We start from the raw sequence: 22,159 nt of genomic DNA on the forward strand, positions 1-22,159 counted from the left end.
TAAGGTCCATCACCCGGCGAGACGCGCTGGCTTTGACATTGTCTGCAGCCGCCGGAGTACGATCCGTCCGGGCAGAGGGAAGATTGTCGGAGCGTCCTCTTCGAATGGTCGTTCCCTATTCGCCGGGCGCTTCCACCGACACCGTGGCGCGCCTCGTCGCTCGTCATATGGGCGACTATCTCAAACAATCGATCGTCGTGGAGAACAGGTCTGGCGCCGGGGGAACGATAGGTACGGGAGAAGTCGCCCGATCGGCAGCAGATGGCTCCACGATTCTGTTGGGCAATCTCAGCACGCTGGTGCTCAGCAAATTCCTGTTTCGAAACTTGAACTACGCGGTGGATCGAGACCTCGTTCCGCTCGGCCACATCGCCTATATCCCGAACATTCTCGTGGTGAACAGGGACGTCCCGGCGACGAACCTGCGGGAGTTGATTGCTTATCTGAAGGCGAGTCCTGGCCGCTACAGCTTTGGCAGCGCCGGCCAAGGCACCATCATGCACTTGTCGGGAGAGCTCTTTCAGAGGCTTGCCGGCGTCGAGATGATTCATGTCCCGTATCGCGGTACGCAGCCGGCGCTGCAGGATCTCATCGCCGGGAATATCATGATGATGTTCGACAACGTCCCAGGCACAATCGGCCTCATTCAGTCGAATACGATCCGTCCGGTTGGAGTATCCACGGACGTCAGGGTGCCGGCGCTGCCAGGCGTTCCAACGATCGCCGAGGCGGGCCTTTCAGAGTTCATCAACAAAAGTTGGTTTGCGGTATGCACGCGCGCTGGGATTCCCGCAACAGCGAGAGCCGAGCTGGAATCTGCAGCTCTTTACGCGGTGAACCATCCAGAGACCAAAGCCCGGCTGACTGATCTCGGAGCGATCCCCGCTCCAATGAACGGCTCGGATACAGAGAAATTGTTGAAGAGTGAGTCCGACTATTGGGAGCCCTTTGTGAAGTCCTTGAACATAACGCTGGACTGACCGGAGACTGAACGCGGCGCCGAACTGCCATTCTATTGATCAGTCAATGTGGAGCACGCCTTGAAAAGATTGGTCCTGGGTTTGCTTGCTCTTGCGCTCGTCGGTCAGGTGAGCGCCGCCCCAGCCGAGATGTTTCCGGCGCGGACTGTTCGACTGATCGTGCCGAACCCTGCCGGAGGCTCAAACGACGCCGCAGCGCGCTTCCTGGCGGAAGCGCTCAGCGAGCTTTGGCAACAAAATGTTGTCGTAGAGAACAAGCCGGGAGGGGGCGGAAATATCGGGACCCAGGCCGCCGCGTCTGCGGCGGCAGATGGATACACCTACCTGGTCTCCTCGCCCGGTCCAATCGTCATAAATCCATTGCTTTACAAGAAGCTGCCGTTCGATCCGCCGAGAGACTTCACGCCCGTCGCACTGCTCGCAACCGTTCCAATCGTGCTGATCGTCAATCCGGGACTGCCGATCTCCACGCTCGACGAGCTCTTGGAGTTCGCCAGGAAACAATCGGATGAACTCAACTACGCTTCCTCCGGAATTGGATCGACGCATCATTTGTCGGCGGAATTGTTCAAGAAGATGACGGGCCTCAAGCTCAGGCACGTGCCGTATCGCGGCGCCGCGCCGGCCATGAACGACATTATTGCCGGCCACGTTCCCATTCTCTTCGACAATCTACCTACCGTCATTCCGCAGGTGCAGGCGGGCACCGTTCGCGCTCTGGCCGTTGCAAGCCCAAAACGTCTGGACTCACTGCCCGACGTGCCGACGTTTGAGGAGGCCGGATTGGCTCACTTCGAGGCATCTTCGTGGTTCGGCGTGTTGGCGCCGGCGGGAGCGCCGACCGATATCGTGTCAAAAGTGACAGCCGACATAGAGCGGGTCATGTCGAACCCGCGCTTTCGAAAGAGCCTTGAAGCGACGGGCGCGCAAGCGGGTTCGGTCTTCGGTGCGGAGTTCGGCCGATTCATGAAGGATGAAACTGAAAAATGGGGAGACGTTATCAAGAGTTCGGGGATATCCATCATAGAATAGGCGACACGAGTTTACCGGTTGTAGGCCGTCCTGTGCTGGCAATCGTCACCATTTTTCGACCCACGGCCGAAGCACCACTTCGAACGCCCAGGTCGATCGATGTTGGCGATGCAGGTGCAGATAGGTTTCGGCGATATGATCGGGGTCGACCATGTTGTCGTCGACGGTCGTTCCGGCCAGCCGGTGAGCGCGGGTCCCGTCCTCCTGGGTCCAGCCGATGGCGGCGTCAATGGGCACATTCGCAACGTGGATACCTTGCGGCATCAATTCCCTCGCCATGCTTTGTGCGAGCCCCGATTTGGCATGACATGCCATCGCGAACGCACCGCTCAATGGGAAGCCTTTGAGCGCGGCGCTGGCGTTTGTGAAGATGATTGTGCCTTTTGCCCCGTTGGCGTCGGGCTTGTTTCCAAGCATGACCTTGGCGGCCTGTTGCCCCACCAGGAATGCACTGAATGCAGCGTTGCGAAGCGTTTCCAGCGCCATGCCTGGGTCCGCTTCGATCACGCTTTTGCGGAAAATGCCGGGGACGCGGCCATCAATGTTGTGAACGACAAGCCTCGGTGTCCCGAGGTCCTGCACGATCTTCGCGAACAACCGATCTACAGCGACCGGTTCGCTCGCATCGCAGGCGTAGCGATGCACCCCATGCATCTTCTCGAGCTTCTCAAGGACCGCTTTTTCGGGATTCCTCGCCGCTACGGCAACACGCATGCCATTCTCTGCGAACAATCTCGCGCAACTTGAACTAATGCCCGGACCGCCGCCGACTATGAGCGCAACGTCTTGAACGGAAGATTGAGTGGACTGAGCCATGTCGTTTGCTCGCATGCGTGCTTGGTTGATCAATTCCAAATCGGAACTATATGCGCGTGTTGGATTGTCGCCAAATGGAAAGTTTGGAAGATCGAGAGCGGATACAAAACCGAGACCTCGTCGCCACTGCTGGATCGGCCATCGGGGCAAGGCGCAAGGGCAAGCGACGACTTTCGCCACGGCTTCAAACCGAGAGCCTCTCTGGGGCCGTCGGGTTTGCGCCCAACCGGTAGAGTCCGATGCCGATTGGTGATAGCGAGTGCTTATCAATACAGCGAAATAATGTATTGGAGCTCGGCGAGAGCGACACCTAGTATCCCGCAAAGTCCCTCAAGTGGACGAAGCGGGAGCAATATCTCATGTCGCCGACGGCTCAAGCAGAACGCAACAAAGCATCGGAATTCCGATGGCCGCCGCAGGGCGTAACCCGCGCGCCATACCGTCTGTTCACCGACCCCGAAATCTACAAGCTGGAGCAGGAGCGGATCTTCAGGGGAAAGACCTGGAATTTCCTGTGCCTGGACATCGAGATCCAGAATGCCGGCGACTACCGGACCACGACCGTCGGCGAAACGCCGGTTGTCGTTACGCGCGACCGCGACGGCAAGGTACACGCGATGGTCAATCGCTGCGCGCACAAAGGCGCTCTGGTTTGCCTGAAGAAGAAGGACAACGTCGCGAGCCTCTCGTGCGTCTACCACGCTTGGAATTACGAGCTCGACGGCAAGCTCAAGGGCGTCGCTTTCCGCAACGGTGTGCGTGGTCAGGGTGGCATGCCGGAGGATTTCGATCCGGCGCAGCACCGGCTCCGCCCCTTGAGGGTGGAGTCGTTCTGCGGGATGATCTTCGGGACCTTTGCGGACGAGATCGAGGACGTCGAGGCGTATCTCGGTCCCGAGATGGCATCGTTCATCAAGCGAAACCTCGGCCGACCGTTGCGCATCCTCGGAACGCACAGCCAGATGATCCACAACAACTGGAAGCTATACGCCGAGAACCTGCGCGATTCCTATCATGCGACCCTGCTGCACACGTTCTACACAACCTTCAAGGTGAACCGCCTCGACATGGACGGCGGCATCACGCTGTCCGAGCGGAAATGGCACCATCTGAGCTTCGCGCGTCGCACGAAAATGCAGGAGGCGGCCGAATATGCGGATGCGAAGGTGCATTCGGCCAACTACGAATCTGCTCTGGATGGCCCAGGCTTGCTCGAGGCCTGGGAGGAGTTCGACGACGGCATCACCCACAGTATCCAGACCGTCTTTCCCAACATGTGCATTCAGTTCACGCTCAATTCTCTGGCGATCCGCTTTTTCGCCCCGCGCGGCGTGGATCAGACCGAATTGTTCTGGATCTATCTGGGCTACGAGCGGGATACCGATGAACAGTCGAGCATGCGGGTGATGCAAAGCAATCTGACCGGTGCCGCCGGCCTCGTCTCCCTGGAGGACGGCTGCATCAACGAATTCGTGCAGCGCGGAACGCGCGCCGATCCCGACCAGTCGTCGTTCATCGAGATGGGGGGGCGTGAAGTCGAATCCGAAAGGAATTCGCGCGCGACGGAAACCGCGGTTCGCGGCTTCTGGCACGGCTATCGCCACATCATGGGCTTCTGAGGAGAGGCGAGATGCACAAGGTTCTCGACAAAGCCTCCAAGCAGATGGTCGCACCGACGCGAGACCAAGTCGTGGATTTGATCGCAGCCTACGCACATTCGGTCGACGACATGAGGTTGGATGCGTGGCCGCAGTTCTTCACGTCAGACGCGCTGTACCACGTGACGACCCGCGAGAACCATGAGGCGGGACTTCCGATCGGCGTCGTGCGTTGTGTCGGAAGGGGTATGATGCAGGACCGGGTGAAGGCATTCTATTCGGCCAACATTTTCGAGCCACATACCTATAGCCACATCATCGGACGATCGGAGTTTCTGGAGCAGACATCGGATATGGTGGTTTCGGCTCGGTCGAACTTTCAGATCGTGCGAACCATGGAAACCGGTCGCATGGACTTGTTCGCGGTCGGCAGATATCTCGACGAAGTCGTGATCGAGGATGGTCAGCCCCGCTTCCGGAAGCGAGTGGTGATCCTGGATTCCCGGAACGTCGATATTTTGATCGTTATTCCGTTGTGACACCGATGACGACGGAAATTTCGCCGCGACAAGCATGGGACTTATTGGCTGCCGACAAGCACGCGCGGCTCGTCGACGTGCGGACGGAGCCGGAATGGGGCTATGTCGGAGTGCCGGATCTTGCGGATCTCGGAAAGGCGGTTGCCAAAATCTCCTGGCGTGTCTTTCCGGAGATGCGCGTCAATCCCGAGTTTATCGGAAAATTGAAGGCGACGTACGATCCGGCCAACCCGGTGATTTTCATGTGCCGCTCCGGCGGCAGAAGCCTCGCTGCCGCGAAGGCTGTCTTCGAGGCAGGGTTTGCGCGGTGCTTCAGTCTCGCCGGCGGCTTCGAGGGCGATGCCGACGAAGAAGGACATCGCGGCACCAAGGTCGGTTGGAAGGCGGACGGACTACCCTGGAGACAACCGTGAAATTGCGTTCCGGTGCGCCGGCGCAGCGGCAATTCCAATTCCGAGGAGATCAGCTTGGCGAAGAAGCGTGACATCGTCATAGCGGGCTATTCCGAAACTCCTGTCGAGTTCAAATCCGGGCGCAGCGCGTATGACTTCGGCGGAGAGGCTCTAGCGAAGCTTCTGCAATCCACGGGCATCCCAAAATCCGAGATCGACGGCATGGCGGTCGCTGCGCCGCTCAGCGAGTGTCCGAATCCGTTTTTCCCCGTGTATATGGCAGAGGCGTTGGGGCTTTCGCCGAAATGGCTGAATTATAGCGGCACCGGGGGATGCTCCGCCACGGGCGGCATCGCGAGGGCTGCTTCAGCCATCCGAGACGGCTTGTGCGAAACCGTCGTTGTTCTTTGCGCGGATGCCCCGAGCACGGCCTGGCGAGCGAATTACGGAGCATATCGAGGGGAGTTTCAGGAACCCGTGGGTGTTCAAGGACCTCCCGCGAGCTTTGGTTTGTTGATGAGCCGATATCATCATCAATATGGGATCAAATCGGAAGCCCTTGGAAAAATCGCGGTCACACAGCGTGAACACGCGCTCCATAACGAAAATGCGCTTGCGAAGTTCAAGACGCCTCTCACCATGGAGGACTACTTCAACTCCCGTGTGATCGCAGACCCGCTTCGATTGCTGGATTGTGTGATGTTCTGCGATGGGGCGAACGCCTTCCTGGTTACGTCCGAGAAGCGCGCGCGAGCGCTGGGCTTGAGCAAGATGGTCTACCCCACGGCTTACGCCGAGATCACCAATCTGCACGGTGACCGTTCGTGTCCCGACATAACGGAGACGGGCTTTTCTGTCATCGCTCCCCTGATCTACAAACAGAGCGGTTTGTCTGCCCGGGACATCCGGATGTTTCAGCCGTACGACGATTTTACGATCGCCGTCATGATGCAGTTCGAAGACTTCGGCTTCTGCGAGCGCGGGCAGGGCAGCGACTTCACTCTGGGTACGGATCTCTCGCGCACCGGCACATTGCCGCTGAACACGGGAGGCGGTCAGATCTCGGCCGGGCAACCAGGATTGGCGAGCGGCGGGCTCAATCTGGCCGAGGCTGTTCGACAGATGTTCGGAGAAGGAGGCGGTCGACAGGTGAAAGATCCCAAGAACGCCCTGGTCACGGGAATCGGTGTCATCCCATTTGCGCGCAACTGGGGCACAAGCGCAGCCCTGATCCTGGAGGCCTAGCGATGGTTGATCAAGCGGTCGCGCGCCCCGTTCCGAAGGTCTCGGTCTATGTCGACACCGCTCCGTTCTGGGAAGCCGCGAAACGCGGAAAACTCGTGCTGCAGTTCTGCAAGGACACCAATCAATTCCAGCACTATCCGCGCCCGGTCAGCATCTTCACCGGGAGCCGAAATCTGGAGTGGCGCGAGGTTTCGGGAAAAGGAGTGATCTATGCCTGTACGGTAATTCGCGTTCCGGGTCCCGGGCTGGAGGGCCGCTTACCGCTATCGGTCGCGACGGTCGAATTGGACGAAGGGGTCAGGATTCTCGGCAACATCGTCGACACGGATCCAGACAGGGTCTCGATCGGGCAGCGCGTCGAAGTAAGCTGGGACCGCCTCTCGGAAGACGTACAGTACCCGGCGTTCCGGATCGTTTGAGGCTTCGATGCGGCTCGACACGATCTTCCGAGCACAAGCGGTCCGCTATCCCGAAAAGACCGCACTCGTCTGTGGAAGCGATCGTGTCAGCTACAGCGAGCTCGACCGGCGGATACTCAATCTAGCGACCGGCCTGCTCAAACTCGGCGCAAAGACCGGAGACCGGCTGGTCATCAATCTGCCGAATGGAATCGAACTGGTCGAGCTTCTCTATGCGGCGTTCACGATCGGTGTGATCGTGGTTCCGGTATCTACGCGGCTGACGCCCCTCGAGCTGCAATACATCTGCCGGGACAGCAAACCGTTCGCGGTCGCTCTGGAGGCGGACTTCGCTCTGCGCGCTGAAGTCGCGAAGGACCTTCCGGACGCGGTCTTCATCTCGACCGGGGCGAAGATCTTCGGCGCGATCGGCCTGGCCGAGTTGCGCGCCAACGATCCTGCTCCTCTGCATCCCCTGCCGTTTGCGGACGATGCATTGGTAATGTACACGTCAGGCACGACCGGTGCTCCGAAGGGAGCAGTTATTACCCATTCGAACCTCATCGTGCAGAACTATTTCGTGCACGCCGTCGAATGGGGCATTTCGAGCGACGACAACTATCTCGTTACAACGCCTCTGGCGCATCGCGCCGGCTTGGCGCGACTGGCGAACGCCCTGAGTCTCGGGGGGACCTTGGTGATCCTCAAGACGTTCGATCCCGTCGCGGCTGTCCGGGCGATCGAAGACGAGAAGATCACCGTGGTCGGAATGGTGCCGACCGTCTGTCGCATGATGCTGCCTGCAATCCAGGAAGACCCGTCGCGGTGCGCCTCGTTGCGGTGCATTGTCGTGACCGGGGAGGCGTTCCCGGTGGAGCTGAAACGGAAGTTTCTGTCCTTGCTTCCGCACGTCCGCCTCGTCTCCTTCTTCGCCATGACGGAAGCCGGGGCGGTAACGTCGCTCGCGCACGAGGAACAGTTCGTCCGGCCCGAATCGATCGGACGCCCGACACCGGGCGTGGAGATCAGGATCGTCGATGATCGCGGGGCCGACACCGTACCGGGACAGCCGGGCGAGCTACTCGTTCGATCGGGCGAGCCGGGGCGTTTCACCGTCATGCGGTGCTATTACGAACGGCCCGAGGAGACGGCGACGGCGCTGCGCGACGGCTGGTTGCATACCGGCGACATCGCAAGATGCGACGAGCTTGGATACCTCTATATCGTGGACCGCAAGAAGGACATGATCATAAGCGGCGGCTTGAATGTCTACACAAAGGAAGTCGAGCAGGCCCTGCTGACCAACCCCGGCATTGTGGACGCCGCCGTCGTCGGTATTCCAGACGATGTCTACGGCGAGTCGGTTGTTGCGTTCGTCGAGCGCTCGGCGGATAGCTCGTTGACAATCGAAGATGTGATCGCAACCGCGCAAGGGCGAATCGCTGGTTACAAGAAGCCCAAACACGTCTTCCTGGTCGATGACCTCCCGCGAAACGGTACCGGCAAGGTCTTGAAACACGAGCTGCGGCTGCGCGCAGAACGATTACTGCGTCTGTCGCCCGAAGCAGCCCGGGGTTGATCATGCGACAGTCGATGCGCCGATCGCCGTTCGGAAATCAACTGTCGAGGCCTTGAAGGTTCCTCACTCTTGAAGAGTGGGTTCCTGAATCTTGAATAAGAAGCTCCTTGAGTCCCGAACAACGGGTGTCGAGCGTCAATCCGGTGAACGTCGCGAGCGGCGCGGCGAAGCACGAGAGGCGGCTTCGACCCGACAACTCGTGGAGCATCTCATCCAAGATAACAGCTGATCGGTTATGAGGGCTCGCTAGGATGAGGACAGTACAGCCGTTAGACCGCCGTCCACGCTTAGGATCTGACCGGTGATATGTTTGCCGGCTTCGCTGGCGAACAACAGGGCGGCGCCTTTCAGGTCGTCTTCGTCACCGATGCGCTGCAGAGGTACGCCTGTCGTCAGCTTCTCCATGCCGACCTGCTCGATCGTGCCCTTGGTCATTTTCGAGGGAAACATGCCCGGCGCCAACGCGTTCACCGTGATGCCGTAGCGCCCCCAGCCGCCGGCGAGTGCTCTGGTGAAGTTGACCACGGCGCCCTTGCTCGTGTTGTAGGCGATCGTTTGAGTCGTGCTCGTGCTGCCGAGGAGGCCGGCGATCGACGCCAGATTGATGATCCGACCATATCGGTTCGGAATCATCGAGCGTTTTCCGATCTGCTGGCTCAGGAGGAAGAGGGAGCGAATGTTGAGATTCATGACCTTGTCCCACGCCTCGATAGGGTGATCTTCGGTCGGAGCCCCCCATGTCGCTCCCGCATTGTTGACGAGAATATCAATTCGCCCGAGCTTGCCGAGGGCCTCGTCGACGAGACGTGAGATGTCATCGTCCCTGGAGTTATCCGCTGCGATCCATTGTGCTGAGATTCCACGGCCGGCGAGATGCGCCTGCGCCTTTTCAAGGTCCGAAGCCTTCCGCGACGACAATACGATCTCCGCTCCCTGTTCGCCCAGTGCTTCGGCGATTTGAAGCCCAAGCCCGCGGGAGCCTCCGGTCACGAGGGCTTTCTTTCCAGAGAGATCGAGCAAGCTTTTCAAGCTGACCATTTTGAAGACCTGATGTTCTGTTGGAGGGGGCATCCGAACCTCAGCCGCAAGGGGCAGCCGAGACGCGGCATACTTTACATCAATGAAACTTACTGTATAGTCAGAATGTTTTCTCGATGCCGGGAAAATTGATGAAAAACAACGGTTCAGCCTCATCGGCAGGATGAGTCATTTCGTGAGTCGTGAGTTCGTGGCCGTAGGTGAGGCCGCGCCTCCGAGCACTGATGGAGCGAGAGTATGGTACGCGATAGCGCCTGCGATCTGATTGTTTTTGGCGCCAGTGGCTTCACCGGTCGGCTCGTGGCCGAGTACCTCGCGACGAGATACGGAAAGAAAATCAAATGGGGAATGGCGGGCCGCGACCTCGAGAAGCTCGCCACCGTCCGCGCCGAGATCGGCGCGCCCGACGATACATTGCTGATCAAGGCTGACTCGGACGACGAAGCGTCGCTGCAGGCGCTGGCTCGGTCGACGCGCGCCGTGATCTCCACGGTCGGACCCTTCCAGCTTTTTGGATCGAAATTGGTGGCGGCATGCGCTCGCGCGGGCACGGACTATCTCGACTTGAGCGGCGAAACCGTCTGGATGAGGAGCATGATCGACGCCCATGAGGACGAGGCCCGATCGAGTGGGGCGCGCATCATCTTCTCGTGCGGCTTCGATTCCGTGCCGTTCGAACTCGGCGTGTTCTTCCTGCAGGGCGCCGCCAGGAAGGCGTGGGGAGAGCCCGCCGAGCACGTGAAAGGCCGGGTCCGGGTGATGAAGGGCACGTTCTCGGGCGGAACTGCAGCCAGTTCACGCGCGACGATGGCCGCCGCGATGAGTAATCCGAAGGTGCTCGACCAGCTCAAGGATCCGTTTCTTCTGACGCCCGGCTTTGCTGGACCGAAGCAGCCGCATGGAATGAAGATTGAGTTCGACGAGGACCTCGGCGCCTGGGTGGCCCCCTTCATCATGTCGCCGATCAACACGCGCAACGTTCATCGCTCGAACGCTCTCATGGGGCACAGCTACGGGACCGGTTTCGTTTACGACGAGATGATCGTCGCCGGTCCCGGCAAGCAGGGCGAGATGACGGCCGCCAAGATTGCGGAGGATAACAGATCGTTCGGCGGCGAAGGCAGTCCGAAGCCAGGTGAGGGCCCGTCGAAGGCGGAACGTGAGGCCGGTTGTTACGACATCCTGTTCATCGGGAGTAGCAAGGATCGCGGCAAGATCTCTGTCGCGGTTCGAGGTGACAGGGACCCAGGTTACGGATCGACGTCAAAAATGATCACGGAATGCGCGATCTGCCTCCTGCAGGACGCGAGCGACGTCGCTGCTGGCATTTGGACGCCTGGCGCGGCGATGGGCGAGAAGCTGATACCTCGGTTGGTTCGAAATGCCGGGCTCACCTTCAAAGTCGAGAGCTGAGAAAGGACGAACGCTGGGAAAATTGTTGTTCAGGAAAAATCGGGGGCGGCTCATGGAATGTGGTCTATTCGCGATCGAATTCTTTCCCGATCCGAGCGTCGATGAAATCAGAGAAGGTCAGCTTCTCGCGTTGGCCTTCGGATTGCCTTTCGCTGTCATCGTGCAGCTTGTTCTTTGGATTGCGCTGTGAAGTGGGCGCGCGGGTCTCCCAGACTGGCCCGGGATCTCTGATCCCGGGCCATTTTTTTTCGGGGGGCTCTTCGACGCCGCGCGGATCCAACCACGATTGTCGGAGGATCAAGATCGCCTGGCTTGGCCTTGTAGTTCGAGCATATACCTCGGGCCGCGGAAATTCCGATTGGTTTCCATCAGTGCCTGCGCGCCGGCTTCGATAAAGCTGCCCGCCTTCCCGCGCGGCGGCGCGTCCCATCGATCTATGCGTTCTGCAGAGCTTCGCGAATCCGCGGCGATCGCTTCAAAGCCCATTGTATGTCCTTCGGAGTACGCCCAAGCAACCGCTCGAGCTGGTCGTCAACGATGTCATAGCGTCCGCCCGCGACCAAGTGGACGAGCGCCCTTATGTGGCTTGCGACATGCGGATTGCGGGACGCATAAGCGCTGTTGACGTAAGTCTCGATCCAGGCGTCCGCCGCCTGAGGAACGTAAGAAATACGCCGGCCCAGCACCGCGGCATAGTCCTCCGCAACCCCGTGCATGTCTTTCAACGTCGGACCGGTCAACGCATAAGACTTCGAAACATGCCCCGACGGATCCATCAAAATCTTCGCGCATACTACTGCAACGTCATAGGCCGCAATGGGCGCAACCTTCTGCGACCCAAACGGCAGGTGCAGCTCATTTGCACCGAGGAGCTGCTTCAGGGGAAACCACGACAGGATGGGATTCTCGACGAACATCGTCGCTTGAACGTTCACAACCGGCAGGCCTGACCATTTCAACGCCCGCTCCGAAGCCCAGTGAGCCCGTTGTTGCCGCGACCAATCGCCAATCAAGCCGCCCAGCCAAGCGCGTCTTGCATCGTGCGAAGTCGACATTCTGTCGAAGGTCATGTAGCACTGCTCGTATTCCGAAATGTTCACGAACACTTCGGTATCCCCTTGTTCTTGTGCGGCTGCAGCCATCAGGATGCTGGCGTCGGTATAATAGGGGTTCAAGCTCATGCTGAAATAAATTCGTTGACAGCCCTTCACGGCGGCGACGACGTCGGCGAGATCGAGAAGATTCCCGACAAATACTTCTGCACCGGCTTCCCGCAGCGCTTCGGCCCGTTCGTCGTCCCTTTTGACAAAGGCACGTACTGGATATTGCTGCTCCAGCAGCATGTGGGTGATCGTTTTACTGACCGAGCCAACTTCTCCGCCGGCGCCGGTGATCAGGATTGGACTTCGCTTCGACATGAATCGTCTCCCAAGGTCAGCAGTCGGTCTCCGGCGCGGTTAGTGTTGCCTTGAGCCGCAAAATGGTTGGAGTTCCCATCCCATCTCGCTTGGCAAGTTCGCCCGTGCCTCCGAAGAAAGTGCTTCAGGCAATTTCTTCTCCACGGTCTGAAAAAGTAGGTGGCTATGGTCGAGGGCCGGACCGGTCGCTCAGCAATGGCGACGGTCCGGCATTTTTCAGATCGGCATCGCGATCGATTGTGAGATGAAGCGGATCACCACTTCTCGCCGTAGGGGCGGAGTTCGTAGTTGAACGACCATGCCGAGCGAGGCTGATGGCAAATGTGCCAAATCTCATCGGCAATCGTTGTCGGTTGAGCGAAAAACTCTTCCGGCTTGTCGTGGAACATCTTGCGAGCCCACGGTACGTTGATGACTGCGTCGATCATCAGAAAGGCGACATGGACGCCCTTCGGGCCCAGATGCCGCGCCATCGATTCGGCAAGGATGCGTTCTGCCGCCTTCGACGGCGCAAAGCCGGCGTAGCTCTCGACCCCGCGATAGGCTGAGGTATTGCCGGTCGCGATGATGGCACCGCTTTGCGCCTTGATCATCGCAGGAGCGACCGCTCTGGCAAGGTAAAGCAGTCCCATGGTGTTGACTTTGAAGTTCGTCTCAAGAGCCGCGGGATCCACTTCCAGGAAATTTCCGAACGTTCCGCCTACGGCATTGTGGATGGCGATCGCGGGCGCGCCGTGGTCACGCGTGATTTTTGCGATGGTTTCGCTGACCTGGTCCTCCTGCGTGACATCGCAGATGTAGGCGGAGGCGTCCGGCAGCTCGGCTTGCAGCTTCGGAATGCGCTTCTCCGAGCGCGCAATGAGAGCGACGTGGTAGTCGCCGCGAGAGAAGCGGCGGGCGAGTGCGCTGCCTGTACCGGGACCAACACCGGTAATAACACAAACTGGTTTTGTCATGATCATGCCTGCGCTTTTGCTGCTGCTTCAACGAATGGGAGTCGATCGTTTCCGAAATAGAGTTCCTCTCCGATCCGAAACGTTGGCGTACCAAACAGGCCGGCTTCTTCGGCTGCCTTGTTGCGGGCCTTCAGTTCCTCGGAGGTCTCCTCCTGAGCCATCAGTTCGAGGATGCGATCGGCAGGAAGCTCGTTCTTCTTCAGGAAGTCTCTGAGGATGTCGACGTTGCCGAGGTCAAGCACCTGGGCGTAGAGGCCCGTGAACACCTTCGATACGAAATCGGGCCCCACCCCGAGCTTGATCGCGGCGATGGCCCCGCGAAGCAGGAAGTTGAGGTCGATGTGCCGGAAGTTCTGGTTGGGCTCCCAGCCGACGCCGTACTTTTTGACCCAACGTTGCAGATCGCTTTTTGCGTATTTTCTCTTCGCCCTGCACTCCATTGTCGTCGGGGTGTTGCCGGTCGCTTTCATCAGATCCAGCACATTGATGGGCATGTAGACGACGGTTGCCTGCGTGTCTGCGGCCAGCTTCTTGAGCTGACTCTGTGCGAGGTAGCTGTAGGGGCTACCGAAGTCGAAATAGAATTCAATCTGTTTGGTCATCCCTGGTCCTTTCTCCCTTGTCGATCGCTCGTTTTGGCTCAATTTGCTGCCGAACAGCTGCCGAGCCGGGCCGCTGCTTTCGTGTATCTCACTGGTTTCCAAGACGAAAATCTGGTGTCTCCTGCCCTCAAAGAAAGTTATTGACTGGTAAGTAAGTTAATTGTAGATGAGTATCAATGTCAACTGCTAGCCGCTTCGAAGAAGACTTCGCTGGGCCATGAGCATGTGTATTTCCGCATTGTCAGGAGTTGTCGACGCTAGCCATGGCATTGGCGAATGCGGCAATCGTGCGTCTAGCGGTGCATTAGGGTTGCACGAGGCTTTACCTCGCGAGTCGAGTGATAATACTTTCGAGCGCATGAAAAAGCGCAAGAAACGACTGACAAATTCCGAACATCGCGAGTTGAGCATGTCGGCAGTATTGGCTGCCGCCGAGTTTCTCTTCGTGACCCAGGGCTACAACGGCACGACGACGGAGCAGATCGGGCAGCTCGCAGACCTGACCAAGGGCAGCGTCTACTTCTATTACGGCAACAAGGAAGGTGTCCTGCTTGAGCTGCTCAATCGCGTGCGAGCCAACGTCATGGAGCCATATCTTCAGATCCTGCAAGATCAAAGCCTTTCGCCCGTCGAGCGCATGACGAAATATCTGGAGAGGGCCGGCGAGGTCGCCCTTGACCATCCGGGCTCGATGTTGCTGCCGATCGTCGTCTCTATAGAGATGGCCGCAACTGAATCCGAGGCGGCGCGCAGGGTAAAGGCTGGCTACAATCGGATCGCGCGAGAAGTGCGAACTGTCCTGGAGCTTGGGCAGGCTTCTGGCATGTTCCGCTCCGATCTGAGCAGCAGCGATATGGCTCGGGTCCTGATCTCCACCGGCGATGGCATCATGCTCGAGTGCCTCCGTCAGAATCTCCGCATTGACGTTCACCGTCTGGTTCGCGCGCTGAAGGCTGTCGTGCTTACCGGTCTTCAAATCGCGTCGGAGGCGCCGAGAGACATCGAGGCCGATGATGGCCCCTCCGTTATCGATGTCTTGCGAGGCAATCTCCAGGACCACGCATAAACAATCAACGAATTCTAACAGGGAAGGTCCGACCATGGCTCAAGCGGCGCTCGCACGCGAAATCCCGGAAGAGGCAACTGAGGTCGCTCTACAGACCCGAATCAAGGCTGGCGCAACGCTGGAAGATATCAGCGAGATGACGCCGCGCTATCGTGACGTGCTCGTCGCGACTATGGCGATCGCGGCCGATCTGGAAATCATGACGTTGCCTCTCGACTTCGATGCCATCGCGTTTGCGCCCAGTATCAACGATCGAATTGCCATCGCGTCTGCGCTGCAAGACGAGATGGGGCATGCCCAAGTCATGTTCCGCATGCTCGAGGATTTCGGCTTCGACTCCTATCACCAGGTGTTCGAGCGTGATCCCAAGAATTTCAAGACGTTCTTTCTGCTCGAGTTTGGCAACTTGAGTCCGATCGATGTGGGGCTAGGCCACCTTGTCGGCGATCAGGCGGGATACATCACGACGTGTGATCTCGAGGAAAATTGTTCATTCGGTCCATATAGCCGGTCCCTGCGGAAGGTGAACTTCGAGGAAAATTTCCACGTCAAGCGCGGCGAGTACATGATCCGCCACTACATGCAGCAGGGGCCCGAGATACGGAAGCGTGTTCAGGAACGTATGGATTTCTGGTTTCCCTTGGGTGCCGAGTGGTTCGGCGCGACGGACGATGTCAAGTCGAGAACCGACCAGCTCCATTACAAGATTCGCGGTAGCAGCAACGATCAGCTCAGGCAGATTTGGCTGCAGCGCCTCGTTCCTTTCTGCGAGCAGGTTGGTCTGAAGGTCCCGGCTCACTTCGATAGCGAAAGAGGCATTTACGTCCTCGATTACCAGATGCCGATCCTGCTGAATCTGGAAACTTTGAAATGGGATTTCCGTACGGTGCCATGGCCCGAGAAGCTGGCGCAGTGGAAGAAGGGCGGCCCATTGAAGCTGCCGGGCCTGAGCCGGATGCAGATTGAGCTGTGGGGGCAAGACCTGTGGTGACGGAGCAGGCGGTCCGGGAGGCGCTTCTCGCGGTGAATGACCCGCATATACCGGTCAGCATCGAGAGCATGGGGATGTTGCGGGCAGTCACGATATCGGAAACCGGCGTGGTCAATGTCGAACTCGCCATCCCGTGCCTGGCCTGTCCTGGCGTGTCGATGCTGAAACAATCGGTCAAGGACGCCGTGGGCGGCCTAAAAGGCGTCAGCGAGGTCAACGTCCTCGAAGGCTGGCACCACGATTGGACCACTCAATCCATTGAGCCCAATGCACGGCAACTGATGCGCCGCTTCGGAATACAAGTTTAAGGGTGCGATGATGAAGAAGGTTATCGACAGACAATTGGAGTTGGGCGGCGACAAGCCCGAATTCTACGAGGTATTTGCGCGCAGAGATTCCGCAGAACCACTCACTCATATCGGTTCGGTCGAGGCCCCCAACGCGGAACTGGCGGAGGCGCGCGCCTGGTTCGTCTACGACCACCATACCTGGCGGGAGATGTGCATCGTTCCGCTGTCGGCAATCGTTACTATTACCGAACGCGGCAGCAAATCGAAGGTGAAGGTGGTGTGATGTCCGTCATCAATTCAATCGAAGATCTTTCAGAAGCGGACCGGTGCCTGCGGGACGAACTGTATTGCATCGCGGACGCCAAACTGGTGCTCGCCGGCTGGTACATGATGGTGTTGCAGAACGGGCGCTCCATCGCGGACTTCACGTCCATCTGCGCGATGATGCAGGGGCAGTATGGGCATGCCCGCGCGCTCTATCAGCATCTGGGGCGTTTCGGAGTCACGCTCGAGGAGGTCGAGTGGACGCGTGGTGCGAAGGATATCCGCTCGCCCAAGCTGCTCGACCGGCCGCCGCAATCGTGGTCTGATTTTATCGCAACGATATTCATGGCTGAGCAGGCCATTTCCACGCAACTGAGCGCTTACAGGACAAGCCTGGCCGACAGAACCCTGGCACGTCTCGCTGACAAGATCCTGAAGGAATCGCGCTTTCACCTCAGCTATTCGGTGGGCTGGATCAAGGCGCTGCGCAAGGATTCGGCGTCCACGGTAGACGAAGACGCCCGTCGCCGCTTGGTCGACGCTTTGGATTGGTGGGGCGACGCGGACCGGCCGGACGTGGTTTTCTCAACCGGCTATCGGGATACGTCGGATTCGGACCTTCGCGATCGCTTCCTCAAAGCGATCGGCGCAACCTTCGATGTTCCGGACGGAATTGTGGGCCCTGCAAAGTCGTGGCAGCCGTCCATCCGCCGCAACGGCCGTCCCGGGATCCCGGAGAATCTGTTCGAGAAGATCGGTTTCAAGAATCGCGAATTGGCGATGCCGTGAATCGAAACGAGCCAACGTTCGACTTGCCGGTAGATGCCAGCAAGGTCGTTTGTCCGCACTGTGAGAGCGATGTTGTCGATATCGAATCGCCTTTCGGTGGAAGCGTTTCCGAAGTCTTGTTTCGATGCCGGAAATGCAAGTCGTTCTTCCATTGGGTGAAGTGGCAGCCTGAGCCATCACGTTAGGTGCGGTCGGAAAACCAAAGAGCAGCACAAGCTGCCAGAACGAACAAGGGGAGGTCATGGTGCTGGATCGAGCCATTTCGGTTTCGGATGTTCTTCGGGCAACGGCCTGCGCGACGCCGCAAAGAAGCGCCGTCGTCGATGAGGCGGGGTCGCTGACCTACCGCGAATTCGATGAGACGGTCGACCGCCTTGCTGCTGGACTTCAGCGGCTCGGAGTTGGAGCAGGCGACAGGGTTGCATATTTGCTGTGGAATCAGCGCGAGCTGCTTCTATCCTACTTTTCGATCGCCCGGCTCGGTGCGCTGACCGTTTCTCTAAACTTTCGGCTGACGGCCGAAGAGCTCGCGTATCAGCTCTCGGCAGCCAAGTGTAAAGCGCTCATCGTTGATGAAGAGCTCGCTGGACTGGCGTCTCAGGCCATCGCGACCTCTACGCTCTCGATCCGACTGATCGTGTGCGGCAGCGGCGTGGGGCCCGATCAGCTTCGCTTCGACGATCTGCTAAGCGGTACCGCAGACATGTCCTCCTTCCCGATCGTGAGCGCAGATGCTGATAGCGGCATCTGGTTCACATCGGGCACGACAGGCCGGCCGAAGGGAGCAGTGGTTAAGCACCGATCTGCTCTGGCTGCCGCGATGCTCGGCGCCTGGGCTATTCGGATTTCGGAACCCATCAGAGTCTTGGGCGTCGCTCCCCTTTTTCATCGAGGAGCGATGGAAAACGTTGCGCTCCCGGTCGTGATGTGTGGTGGCACGCAGTTTTTGTTCAAGAAGCTCAACGCTGCACAAACGTTGGAATACCTGGAGAAGCTCGAGATCAACACCGCGTTCATCGTCCCGACGATGGCCTGGCAATTGCTGCGCGAACTAACTGCCGAGACGAAGCCGTTGCCTCATCTCGCAAATTGGCTTTCAGCGTCCGCCCCGTTGCCGCCGGTACTTGCGGAGCAAATCACCAAACGCTTCGAATTACCCAATGGAGTTATTAACACTTACGGCATCACCGAAATGCTGTTCGTTTCGACCTGTCCTCCGTCGATGCTGTCGAGGAAGCCAGGCAGTGCCGGGCTCCCGGCACCTGGGACGCAGATCGCCATCTACGACGACAAGCGCGGGGTCCTTCCTCGTGGCGAGATCGGAGAAATTCTCATCAGCGGGCCGACGGCATTCTCGCGCTATCTCGACAACGAGCAAGCGACGCGGGACGCGATCATCGATCTGAATGGGCAGGAGTGGTATCGCAGCGGCGATGTCGGTGTTCTCGATGAGGACGGATACCTTGCTATCAAGGACCGCAAGAAGGACATGATCATCTCCGGTGGAGAGAACGTCTATTGCGCCGAAGTCGAATTGGCGTTGATCGATCATCCATCAATCCGGGAAGTCGCGGTGATCGGAATTCCCGACGAAAAGTGGGGCGAAATCGTTGTCGCTGCCATCGTCAAGGCGACAGATGCAGCCGTAGATCCGGACGACATCGTAAGGAGCTGCGCGTCCCTCGCGAGCTACAAGCGGCCGCGTGAAGTGGTCTGCCTTGACGCATTGCCGCGCAACAGCTTCGGCAAAGTACGCAAGGATCTGGTTCGGGAGATGGTCCGCGAGCGGCTCCCTTCGTCGACGCGCATACGCCGCGCGTCCTAGTCAAGGAGCCGATCTTCTCGAACCGGCTTGAGGTTTAAGAAGACACGTAGTTTCACATTTTTGGAGTGATGTCATGTTCAAGCTCTTCAGGCCATTTATTGCTCTGATGCTGATGTCGTTCGGGTCCGCTGCGTATGCCGCCGATGCACCGGGTGTGACGCCGTCTGAGATCAAGATTGGCGGAGTCTTTCCTTTCAGCGGACCGGCCTCGCCGTACGGTGTCATAGGTCAAGCCATTCTTGCCTATGCCCAATCGGTCAACGACCGCGGCGGCATTAACGGCCGGAAAATAAACTACATCATGTACGACGATGCTTACAGCCCGCCCAAAGCGGTGGAGCAGGTGCGCAAGCTCGTCGAAGGCGACGAGGTCGCCTTCATCTATGGTCAGCTTGGTACCCCGGGAAACACGGCGGTCGCCAAATATCTCATTGCGAAGCGCGTGCCGAGCATAGGCATCATCACCGGGTCGAACAAGTTCACGAACGTCTCGGATTATCCGCTGACGACGACGAGCATCGTCAGTTACGATACAGAGGGGAAGATCTATGCCAAGTTTCTGACCAAGACGATGCCGAATGCGAAGTATGGCATCCTCTATCAGAATGACGATCTCGGCAAGGATTACGTCAACGCTTTCAAGGCGATCTTGAAAGGCGCTTTCGAAGCGAAGGTTGTCGCCGTCTCATATGAGGTCAGCGATCCAACGGTGGATTCTCAAATCCTGAACTTGAAGAGTTCAGGGGCCGATGCGCTGCTGGTGGCGGGGACGCCAAAGTTCGCGGCGCAAGCCATTCGGAGGGCTGCCGAGATCGGCTGGAAACCCACGATCGTACTGAACTACCCCTCGGGTTCGGTTAGCGCGACCCTGAAGCCGGCAGGTCTGGAAAGGGCGGTCGGTGTGATCGTCGGGCAGAACCTGATGGATCCGGTCGACACGCAGTGGGCCAACGACGCTGGGATGAAGGGCTATCGAACCTTCATCGAAAAGTACATGCCGGGCGCCGACTTCGCCGACACCAATATCCAGTACGGTTATGCGCAAGCAGCGTTGCTCGAACACCTGATCAAACAGTGCGGGAGCGATCTTTCCCGCGAGAATATCATCAAGCAGGCGAAGAGCCTGAAGAATGTCATGCTACCGACGCTGTTGCCTGGCATCAGCGTCAGTACGAGCGATAAGATCAACATGAATTACACCCAAATGAAGCTGCAACGCTGGAGTGGTACAGCCTGGGAGCTTTTCGGCGAAGTCCTTGACGCTTCCTCAGAGTGAGCAGGGACGGAAGGTCGGGCTCACGTGCCCACACGGTGGCGGCTCCCGGCAGACCTGCGCAATGAGCTGAGCCGTGATGCGCCGGCGCAGGGTCGTCACGCACCGCTGAACACCGAACGAAGATCAGACCTGCCGCACCGAGAGCTAGGTGTGCGGCTGGAGCGAAACTCGCCGATCAAGACTTGAAAAAAACAAGGTAATATACGAAAGCAACTTATGTAGGTTTGCAGCATCTACTTTGATCTGAGTGAGAAGGGTCGGTGTCGGCCGCGCTCTCGCGAGTGACTCAAGACAGCTTGATTTGCGCTGGGACAATTCCTCCCGGACCGGGGAGGTAAACAAGGCAGGAGAGGCCAGAGATGCCTGAGGCATATATCTACGACCACGTTCGCACGCCGCGCGGCAAGGGAAAGTCCGACGGCTCGCTCCACGAAGTGACGGCTCTCGCGCTGGCGGCCGTTCCGCTACAGGCGCTGAAGGAGCGCAACAATCTGGCGCCTGACAGCGTCGATGACGTCGTGCTCGGCGTTGTGGATCCGATCGGCGAGGCAGGGGGCGACATCGCGCGATTTGCTGCGCTGAAGGCCGGCTTCGACAAGTCAGTGCCCGGTATTCAGGTCAACCGCTTCTGCGCGTCGGGCCTCGACGCCGTGAATATTGCCGCGGCGCAGATCATGTCGGGGCAGCACGAATTGACCATCGGCGGCGGCGCGGAGTCCATGAGCCGCGTCGGGATCATGTCCTCCGGTTCGGCATGGCCGACGGATCCTTCTATGGCGGTGCCGAGCTATTTCATGCCTCAGGGCGTCGCAGCGGATTTGATTGCCACCAAGTACGGCTTCTCGCGCGATGACGTCGATACCTACGCCGTTCAGAGCCAGGAGCGCGCCGCCCGGGCCTGGGACGAAGGTCGGTTCAAGAAATCGGTCGTGCCGGTGAAGGACGTCAATGGCATCACGATTCTCGCAAAGGACGAGCATATTCGCCCGGGAACGACAATGCAGTCGCTCGGCCAGCTGCAGCCATCATTCGCCACGATGGGTGCGATGGGCGGCTTTGACGCCGTTGCCGTGCAATCGCATCCGGAAATCGAGGCGATCAATTACGTGCACCATGCAGGCAACTCGTCGGGTATTGTCGACGGCGCGGGAGCCGTTCTTCTCGGTAGCAAGGATGCTGGCAAAAAGCATGACCTCAAGCCACGTGCAAAGATTCGCGCGTTCGTCAATGTCGGCTCCGAACCTGCGATGATGCTGACCGGTCCGGTCGATGTGACCAGAAAAGTGCTTGATCGTTCCGGCATGAAGCTGCCGGACATCGATCTGGTCGAACTGAACGAGGCGTTTGCCTCCGTGGTCCTGCGACTGATGCAGGCGTTCGAAATCGACAGGGACAAGATCAACGTCAACGGCGGCGCGATTGCGATGGGCCACCCACTTGGCGCGACCGGCGCGATGATCCTCGGTACGGTTCTCGACGAACTCGAGCGTACCAACAAATCCACCGCTCTCGTGACGCTGTGCATCGGCGGCGGAATGGGTACCGCGACCATCATTGAACGGGTCTGAATTGTTCTCTTCCCTGTAAGGGGAGGCGACCCAGGCGAAAATCCTAATCATGACGTCCTTAGGAGCACTCGCGAGGAGCGAGGC

General features: G+C 58.7%; 23 protein-coding genes. 17 read left to right on the forward strand and 6 right to left on the reverse strand.

Annotated features, from left to right (window positions below):
• Positions 1-104: 104 nt before the first annotated feature.
• Together MOV75_RS01370 and MOV75_RS01375 are read left to right on the forward strand one after the other, a co-directional pair.
• Positions 105-980: a tripartite tricarboxylate transporter substrate binding protein gene (locus MOV75_RS01370; protein ID WP_246917238.1), complete on the forward strand. Its 876-nt coding sequence runs from the start codon at positions 105-107 to the stop codon at positions 978-980.
• Between the two features lie 60 nt (positions 981-1,040).
• On the forward strand, positions 1,041-2,012 hold the full coding sequence (locus MOV75_RS01375) for a tripartite tricarboxylate transporter substrate binding protein (protein WP_246917236.1): 972 nt from the start codon (positions 1,041-1,043) through the stop codon (positions 2,010-2,012).
• Positions 2,013-2,057: 45 nt separating this feature from the next.
• On the opposite strand, the gene MOV75_RS01380 is transcribed toward MOV75_RS01375, so the two are convergent.
• Positions 2,058-2,843 carry an SDR family oxidoreductase gene (locus MOV75_RS01380; RefSeq protein WP_309486922.1) on the reverse strand — a complete coding sequence of 262 codons (786 nt, stop codon included), beginning with the start codon at positions 2,841-2,843 and terminating at the stop codon, positions 2,058-2,060.
• Between the two features lie 344 nt (positions 2,844-3,187).
• Between MOV75_RS01380 and MOV75_RS01385 the strand changes: the two genes are divergently transcribed.
• From MOV75_RS01385 to MOV75_RS01410, 6 genes are read left to right on the forward strand one after another with little or no spacing between them, the layout of a single operon-like run.
• Positions 3,188-4,447, forward strand: a complete 1,260-nt coding sequence (locus MOV75_RS01385) for a Rieske 2Fe-2S domain-containing protein (protein WP_246917232.1) — start codon at positions 3,188-3,190, stop codon at positions 4,445-4,447.
• 11 nt (positions 4,448-4,458) lie between these two features.
• Complete coding sequence (locus MOV75_RS01390) at positions 4,459-4,965, forward strand: aromatic-ring-hydroxylating dioxygenase subunit beta (RefSeq protein ID WP_246917230.1); 507 nt, start codon at positions 4,459-4,461, stop codon at positions 4,963-4,965.
• 5 nt (positions 4,966-4,970) lie between these two features.
• Positions 4,971-5,378, forward strand: coding sequence for a rhodanese-like domain-containing protein (locus MOV75_RS01395; protein WP_258719482.1), 408 nt, complete (start codon positions 4,971-4,973; stop codon positions 5,376-5,378).
• 54 nt (positions 5,379-5,432) lie between these two features.
• Positions 5,433-6,602 (forward strand): thiolase family protein, encoded by a 1,170-nt coding sequence (locus MOV75_RS01400; RefSeq protein WP_246917225.1) that lies wholly within the window; start codon positions 5,433-5,435, stop codon positions 6,600-6,602.
• 2 nt (positions 6,603-6,604) lie between these two features.
• Positions 6,605-7,021: a Zn-ribbon domain-containing OB-fold protein gene (locus MOV75_RS01405; RefSeq protein ID WP_246917222.1), complete on the forward strand. Its 417-nt coding sequence runs from the start codon at positions 6,605-6,607 to the stop codon at positions 7,019-7,021.
• A gap of 7 nt (positions 7,022-7,028) precedes the next feature.
• Positions 7,029-8,579, forward strand: coding sequence for a class I adenylate-forming enzyme family protein (locus MOV75_RS01410; protein ID WP_246917219.1), 1,551 nt, complete (start codon positions 7,029-7,031; stop codon positions 8,577-8,579).
• Between the two features lie 246 nt (positions 8,580-8,825).
• On the opposite strand, the gene MOV75_RS01415 is transcribed toward MOV75_RS01410, so the two are convergent.
• Positions 8,826-9,617 (reverse strand): SDR family oxidoreductase, encoded by a 792-nt coding sequence (locus tag MOV75_RS01415; protein ID WP_246917216.1) that lies wholly within the window; start codon positions 9,615-9,617, stop codon positions 8,826-8,828.
• Positions 9,618-9,854: 237 nt separating this feature from the next.
• Here MOV75_RS01415 and MOV75_RS01420 point away from each other — a divergent pair, with 237 nt between their 5' ends.
• Positions 9,855-11,030 carry a trans-acting enoyl reductase family protein gene (locus MOV75_RS01420; protein ID WP_246917213.1) on the forward strand — a complete coding sequence of 392 codons (1,176 nt, stop codon included), beginning with the start codon at positions 9,855-9,857 and terminating at the stop codon, positions 11,028-11,030.
• A 64-nt stretch (positions 11,031-11,094) separates the two neighbouring features.
• On the opposite strand, the gene MOV75_RS01425 is transcribed toward MOV75_RS01420, so the two are convergent.
• The 4 genes from MOV75_RS01425 to MOV75_RS01440 form a co-directional block, all read right to left on the reverse strand.
• On the reverse strand, positions 11,095-11,310 hold the full coding sequence (locus MOV75_RS01425) for a hypothetical protein (RefSeq protein WP_247004583.1): 216 nt from the start codon (positions 11,308-11,310) through the stop codon (positions 11,095-11,097).
• Between the two features lie 154 nt (positions 11,311-11,464).
• Complete coding sequence (locus tag MOV75_RS01430; RefSeq protein ID WP_246917209.1) at positions 11,465-12,448, reverse strand: NAD(P)H-binding protein; 984 nt, start codon at positions 12,446-12,448, stop codon at positions 11,465-11,467.
• Between the two features lie 254 nt (positions 12,449-12,702).
• The gene (locus MOV75_RS01435) at positions 12,703-13,410 is read right to left on the reverse strand and encodes an SDR family NAD(P)-dependent oxidoreductase (RefSeq protein WP_246917206.1); all 708 of its coding nucleotides are present in this window, start codon (positions 13,408-13,410) and stop codon (positions 12,703-12,705) included.
• On the reverse strand, positions 13,407-14,006 hold the full coding sequence (locus tag MOV75_RS01440; protein WP_246917203.1) for a 2-hydroxychromene-2-carboxylate isomerase: 600 nt from the start codon (positions 14,004-14,006) through the stop codon (positions 13,407-13,409). Before MOV75_RS01440 ends, MOV75_RS01435 begins: the two co-directional genes overlap by 4 nt.
• 358 nt (positions 14,007-14,364) lie before the next feature.
• Here MOV75_RS01440 and MOV75_RS01445 point away from each other — a divergent pair, with 358 nt between their 5' ends.
• The 8 genes from MOV75_RS01445 (at position 14,365) to MOV75_RS01480 (ending at position 22,075) form a co-directional block, all read left to right on the forward strand.
• On the forward strand, positions 14,365-15,072 hold the full coding sequence (locus MOV75_RS01445) for a TetR/AcrR family transcriptional regulator (RefSeq protein ID WP_247004585.1): 708 nt from the start codon (positions 14,365-14,367) through the stop codon (positions 15,070-15,072).
• A 34-nt stretch (positions 15,073-15,106) separates the two neighbouring features.
• Complete coding sequence (locus tag MOV75_RS01450; protein ID WP_246917197.1) at positions 15,107-16,063, forward strand: Phenylacetic acid catabolic protein; 957 nt, start codon at positions 15,107-15,109, stop codon at positions 16,061-16,063.
• Positions 16,060-16,371 (forward strand): metal-sulfur cluster assembly factor, encoded by a 312-nt coding sequence (locus tag MOV75_RS01455; protein ID WP_246917194.1) that lies wholly within the window; start codon positions 16,060-16,062, stop codon positions 16,369-16,371. Before MOV75_RS01450 ends, MOV75_RS01455 begins: the two co-directional genes overlap by 4 nt.
• Before the next feature lie 10 nt (positions 16,372-16,381).
• Complete coding sequence (locus MOV75_RS01460; protein ID WP_246917191.1) at positions 16,382-16,636, forward strand: phenylacetic acid degradation b; 255 nt, start codon at positions 16,382-16,384, stop codon at positions 16,634-16,636.
• Entirely contained in the window at positions 16,636-17,406 is a 771-nt protein-coding gene (locus MOV75_RS01465) for a Phenylacetic acid catabolic protein (protein WP_246917188.1), read from the forward strand. The genes MOV75_RS01460 and MOV75_RS01465 overlap by 1 nt, the downstream gene beginning before the upstream one ends.
• 241 nt (positions 17,407-17,647) lie before the next feature.
• Positions 17,648-19,231, forward strand: coding sequence for a class I adenylate-forming enzyme family protein (locus MOV75_RS01470; RefSeq protein WP_246917185.1), 1,584 nt, complete (start codon positions 17,648-17,650; stop codon positions 19,229-19,231).
• 73 nt (positions 19,232-19,304) lie between these two features.
• Positions 19,305-20,507 carry an ABC transporter substrate-binding protein gene (locus MOV75_RS01475; RefSeq protein ID WP_246917181.1) on the forward strand — a complete coding sequence of 401 codons (1,203 nt, stop codon included), beginning with the start codon at positions 19,305-19,307 and terminating at the stop codon, positions 20,505-20,507.
• A gap of 359 nt (positions 20,508-20,866) precedes the next feature.
• Complete coding sequence (locus MOV75_RS01480) at positions 20,867-22,075, forward strand: acetyl-CoA C-acetyltransferase (RefSeq protein ID WP_247004587.1); 1,209 nt, start codon at positions 20,867-20,869, stop codon at positions 22,073-22,075.
• The last annotated feature ends 84 nt before the right edge of the window (positions 22,076-22,159 follow it).

This window comes from Bradyrhizobium sp. PRIMUS42 (assembly GCF_023006515.1).
Lineage (GTDB): Bacteria > Pseudomonadota > Alphaproteobacteria > Rhizobiales > Xanthobacteraceae > Bradyrhizobium.

Excerpts from the sequence above, each read along its gene's own strand:
- MOV75_RS01370 (WP_246917238.1), top strand. The coding sequence starts at position 105 with ATGGTCGTTCCCTATTCGCCGGGCGCTTCCACCGACACCGTGGCGCGC.
- MOV75_RS01380 (WP_309486922.1), bottom strand. The coding sequence starts at position 2,843 with ATGCGAGCAAACGACATGGCTCAGTCCACTCAATCTTCCGTTCAAGAC.
- MOV75_RS01385 (WP_246917232.1), top strand. The coding sequence starts at position 3,188 with ATGTCGCCGACGGCTCAAGCAGAACGCAACAAAGCATCGGAATTCCGA.
- MOV75_RS01390 (WP_246917230.1), top strand. The coding sequence starts at position 4,459 with ATGCACAAGGTTCTCGACAAAGCCTCCAAGCAGATGGTCGCACCGACG.
- MOV75_RS01395 (WP_258719482.1), top strand. The coding sequence starts at position 4,971 with ATGACGACGGAAATTTCGCCGCGACAAGCATGGGACTTATTGGCTGCC.
- MOV75_RS01405 (WP_246917222.1), top strand. The coding sequence starts at position 6,605 with ATGGTTGATCAAGCGGTCGCGCGCCCCGTTCCGAAGGTCTCGGTCTAT.
- MOV75_RS01410 (WP_246917219.1), top strand. The coding sequence starts at position 7,029 with ATGCGGCTCGACACGATCTTCCGAGCACAAGCGGTCCGCTATCCCGAA.
- MOV75_RS01415 (WP_246917216.1), bottom strand. The coding sequence starts at position 9,617 with ATGGTCAGCTTGAAAAGCTTGCTCGATCTCTCTGGAAAGAAAGCCCTC.
- MOV75_RS01420 (WP_246917213.1), top strand. The coding sequence starts at position 9,855 with ATGGTACGCGATAGCGCCTGCGATCTGATTGTTTTTGGCGCCAGTGGC.
- MOV75_RS01430 (WP_246917209.1), bottom strand. The coding sequence starts at position 12,448 with ATGTCGAAGCGAAGTCCAATCCTGATCACCGGCGCCGGCGGAGAAGTT.
- MOV75_RS01435 (WP_246917206.1), bottom strand. The coding sequence starts at position 13,410 with ATGATCATGACAAAACCAGTTTGTGTTATTACCGGTGTTGGTCCCGGT.
- MOV75_RS01440 (WP_246917203.1), bottom strand. The coding sequence starts at position 14,006 with ATGACCAAACAGATTGAATTCTATTTCGACTTCGGTAGCCCCTACAGC.
- MOV75_RS01445 (WP_247004585.1), top strand. The coding sequence starts at position 14,365 with ATGAAAAAGCGCAAGAAACGACTGACAAATTCCGAACATCGCGAGTTG.
- MOV75_RS01450 (WP_246917197.1), top strand. The coding sequence starts at position 15,107 with ATGGCTCAAGCGGCGCTCGCACGCGAAATCCCGGAAGAGGCAACTGAG.
- MOV75_RS01460 (WP_246917191.1), top strand. The coding sequence starts at position 16,382 with ATGAAGAAGGTTATCGACAGACAATTGGAGTTGGGCGGCGACAAGCCC.
- MOV75_RS01465 (WP_246917188.1), top strand. The coding sequence starts at position 16,636 with ATGTCCGTCATCAATTCAATCGAAGATCTTTCAGAAGCGGACCGGTGC.
- MOV75_RS01470 (WP_246917185.1), top strand. The coding sequence starts at position 17,648 with ATGGTGCTGGATCGAGCCATTTCGGTTTCGGATGTTCTTCGGGCAACG.
- MOV75_RS01475 (WP_246917181.1), top strand. The coding sequence starts at position 19,305 with ATGTTCAAGCTCTTCAGGCCATTTATTGCTCTGATGCTGATGTCGTTC.
- MOV75_RS01480 (WP_247004587.1), top strand. The coding sequence starts at position 20,867 with ATGCCTGAGGCATATATCTACGACCACGTTCGCACGCCGCGCGGCAAG.